Annotated in this window: 3 protein-coding genes; all 3 read right to left on the bottom strand. The window is 51.6% G+C overall.

What is annotated here, in order from left to right:
• Positions 1 to 667 precede the first annotated feature (667 nt).
• Positions 668 to 913, bottom strand: coding sequence for a hemolysin XhlA family protein (locus OXG87_06630; protein MCY3869216.1), 246 nt, complete (start codon positions 911 to 913; stop codon positions 668 to 670).
• Between the two features lie 219 nt (positions 914 to 1132).
• Entirely contained in the window at positions 1133 to 2809 is a 1677-nt protein-coding gene (locus OXG87_06625; protein ID MCY3869215.1) for a hypothetical protein, read from the bottom strand.
• 69 nt (positions 2810 to 2878) lie between these two features.
• Positions 2879 to 3443: hypothetical protein (locus OXG87_06620; protein ID MCY3869214.1), on the bottom strand; the 565-nt coding region annotated here is incomplete at its 5' end.

Here is a 3443-nt window from a genome sequence, read left to right as displayed (position 1 = left end):
TTGTTTGAGACCGGACCCCGGAACAGGGTGAGAGCCGCGATCTTTGCGACCCAGCGGAGAAGCACTACCAGATTCCAAATTTATATCCCTCCCTTCAACAGACTTGTTTTCATATTCTTTAATCCTCTAAAAAACAACAGTTTACGAATACTTTATGAACTCGCCATTTTATTCGAGTACCTCCTTCCAAAAACAGCCTAACACACACCAATGCAACATCCTTATAATTGCGTTAAGGAGTAATGCGTTAGGAAAAATCAACACACCTTCTGATTTGTTTGATGTTTGGTTCATGGGAACTGCTCCACTTTAATATATGACGGGCTAATTATATGCAATCAAAAACACAGTGTCAAGCCTTTTTTCAATGATAATGATATGATAATAAAAAACTGAGACAAACACAATCAGAATCAGGATTTACAGGATGAAAGGATGTACAGGATAAAAGTCAAAGTCAAAGTCAAAGTCAAAGGCGAAAGGCGAAAGGCGTCCGCAGATGACGCAGATGAACGCAGATGAAAAGACAAAGGCAAAGGCGAAATCTTCTGGATCGCGGCTAAAACCATACCGCGATGACACCTCAAAGGCAAAATCAACAGCGACAAGCAAAGGTGAAACTTCCTGGATCGCGGGTCAGAAACACCCCGCGATGACAAAGCCCGCCCTATTGGGGGAAATTCATCAAAATGGTAATTGACGTGCCGAAAATGGCGATCAGAATGGTCAAGAGAAGTCCAATAATCCATTTCAAATGGCTGGCCATGCGCCCTTCCATATTGTCCAGACGCATATCCATATTGTCCAGGCGAGTGTCCAGACTGTTCATGCGACCTTCCAGGCTGGTCAACCGCTGTACGATTTGATCGACAATCCCCTCTATTCGACTCAGGCGAGTGTCAATGTCGGCCATCCTGCTTTCTATTGTGTGTCCTATCATTGCGGAGCCTGTCCCATAGAGGCCTCGTCCCTATGTATTATTAAGGAATATAAGGAATATGGGGGAAGAACAAAAGCAAATAGGATCAGGATTTACTGGATTAAAGGATGAACAGGATAAAAACAAAAGGCACAAGACAAGAGCGAAACCTTCTGGATCGCGCGGGACGGCACGGGGGCCGTCCCCTACAATTTACCTGCTCTCAGCCGCGAAGCGGATACCAAGATCAGGCGGCGGTTTTGGCGCATTGGGATCGACGCGCATCATGATCTGTTGTTCCAAAATGTCAACGGTGATCGGACTGTACACCTCCCATTGACGGATCGGCGCATCATTCTCGTCGCGGCACCAGATCTGGATATCGCCGAATTCTTTCTCCACCGTATAGCCGGGAATGGGATTGGTGAGACTGGTATCCGCCGCCACAATATGGCTAACCGATGCCGCTGTTATCTCCACACCTTTGTTTATCGCACGTCCTGAAAACGCATCGTAAAACGGTATCTCCCGGTGCAAATAATAGTAACCGGGCAGGTTAAAATAGCGTCTATCAGCTTGCCACACGCCCAGAACACCGGGCGCACGGGCAAGGTAGTGATACGCGGCAAAAATCGGATCCTGACCGCGGATAAACCCCACCTTCCCCGTCTCCCTGGAAAAAGCGCGATACACCTGATCCTGTGAAGGCAGCGCATTCAGAACCCCACCTATTGAAACCGCGGCGAATAAAACGCCCACCAATCCCCAAACGCGCACAGGCCCACCAAATCGCGCCACCACATCCGCACCAACCAAAAGCCACAGCGGAACAACCGCAAAAACGAACCGATACTCCTTGTGCGCCTGCACAGAATGGATGAGCAATACCAGAGCGACCATCGCCAGAACAAACCCGTAGCGCCGCAAATCGCGCAATGCTATGACCACACACAACGCACCCAACCCGACACTCGCAAGCAAAAGCCACCACAAGAACTGGTACCCCGGGGTCTCGCCAGCGCGCCCCTGGCCAACTATGAGATTGAAACGGATATTCGTAATATAGGAATGAAACAAACCGCCATCCCACATCATCGCATCAAACACCCCCACCGCCAGCAGAAACGCACCTGTAGCAACCGCGAGATGAACCTTCTTCTCCGTCCTGAAATAGAACACACCCAAAACCAACAACGCGATAGGCGCGTACTGCAACCGCACCGCCACTACCAGCACCGCCACAAGTGCCACCACCCAGACCGTCCTCACCCTGTGTACCGACGACCGCACACACAGCACGAGCAACGCCATCAGCAAAGCAGTACCTACAAACTCGGTCATCGGCTTGTGGGCAAACCCGACCAACTCATACCAGAACGCACCCGCCAATAGCGCAACCCGCGCCGATAGCTCGCCAAAATGCCGCCGCGCAAAAAAATACATCCCAACTGGAATCAGCAGGGAAATCGCACAAAACACCAGCTTAACACCGCCCACATACCAGAACGGCTCACCAAGCCCAACAACGTCAAACACCTTCAACACCCCGGCAACCATGCCCGGCACCAGCCATGAGCGCGCCCCGTAGAAAAACTCCCAATACGTGACACCACTGCCAAAAACCAGACGATGTGCCGGCTCCAGATACTGCATCACCTCATCCGGGTGCAAAACAAAATCGCCACACAGCGCAATCGTCGCACGCACCGCAAATGCCAGCGCGAGCACCGGCAGCAAAAACTTCCACGGGCGCTCATCGGGCATCTGCAAATGCAAGAAACGATCCACCAAAGAGGCTGGCGACCTCTGCCCTCTTTCTCGCCTTGAGGCATCCAGTGCGACACCCGGCCTTCTTCGATGCGTCCTTCTTTTTTTAGTTCTCTTCGCCATTCCCGTCCTGCTCTCCAACGAATGTCCAATGTCGTAAATACCATGCTGTTCGTTCTCATTCGCCAACAGCTATTCTTTTTGGCACAAGATATGTACACCCCACTCCCTGGGCAAAGGTGTAAAAGCGTGCATATTCAACTCGGGCCGCTGTGTCGGATAACGATGAACATCCAATTCCGCGGCTATAACATAGTCCGCCTTGACCCTCTCCCAGTAATCTTTGCGCAATGCGCCGAAAACGACGATCCAGTCGGGGAGATACGCCCCAACCCAGACATAAGGCGCATCCAAAGCCTCGATTTTGGCACGCGGCAAGGGCGAATCCTCGTCGAGCACGCAACAAAACAACACATGGTGACCCGTCGTAAAGATCAATGCCTCCCGGTCGGCAAAACCCGACACGTACACCAGATCGTCCTGCTCGGCATGGGTCAGCAAATACTCGGAAACCACCCGTATGGAATCGCGGTAAGGCTGGTGGATTTCACGGACAAACTGAAAAAAGTGAAAACCAAGCGTGCGCTCGCCAGTGAACAGCATGGTCATGTTAATCGGATAAGCCCCGGCACTGGTGAACAGCAACACGCCAAGTGCAACCACACCGGCGATGACGTGCCGACGCCATGCCCATTCC

Source organism: Gemmatimonadota bacterium, assembly GCA_026706845.1.
GTDB lineage: Bacteria > Latescibacterota > UBA2968 > UBA2968 > UBA2968 > VXRD01.
Note: the sequence above shows the minus strand (reverse complement) of the source record. Positions and strands in the feature narration are given on the sequence as shown.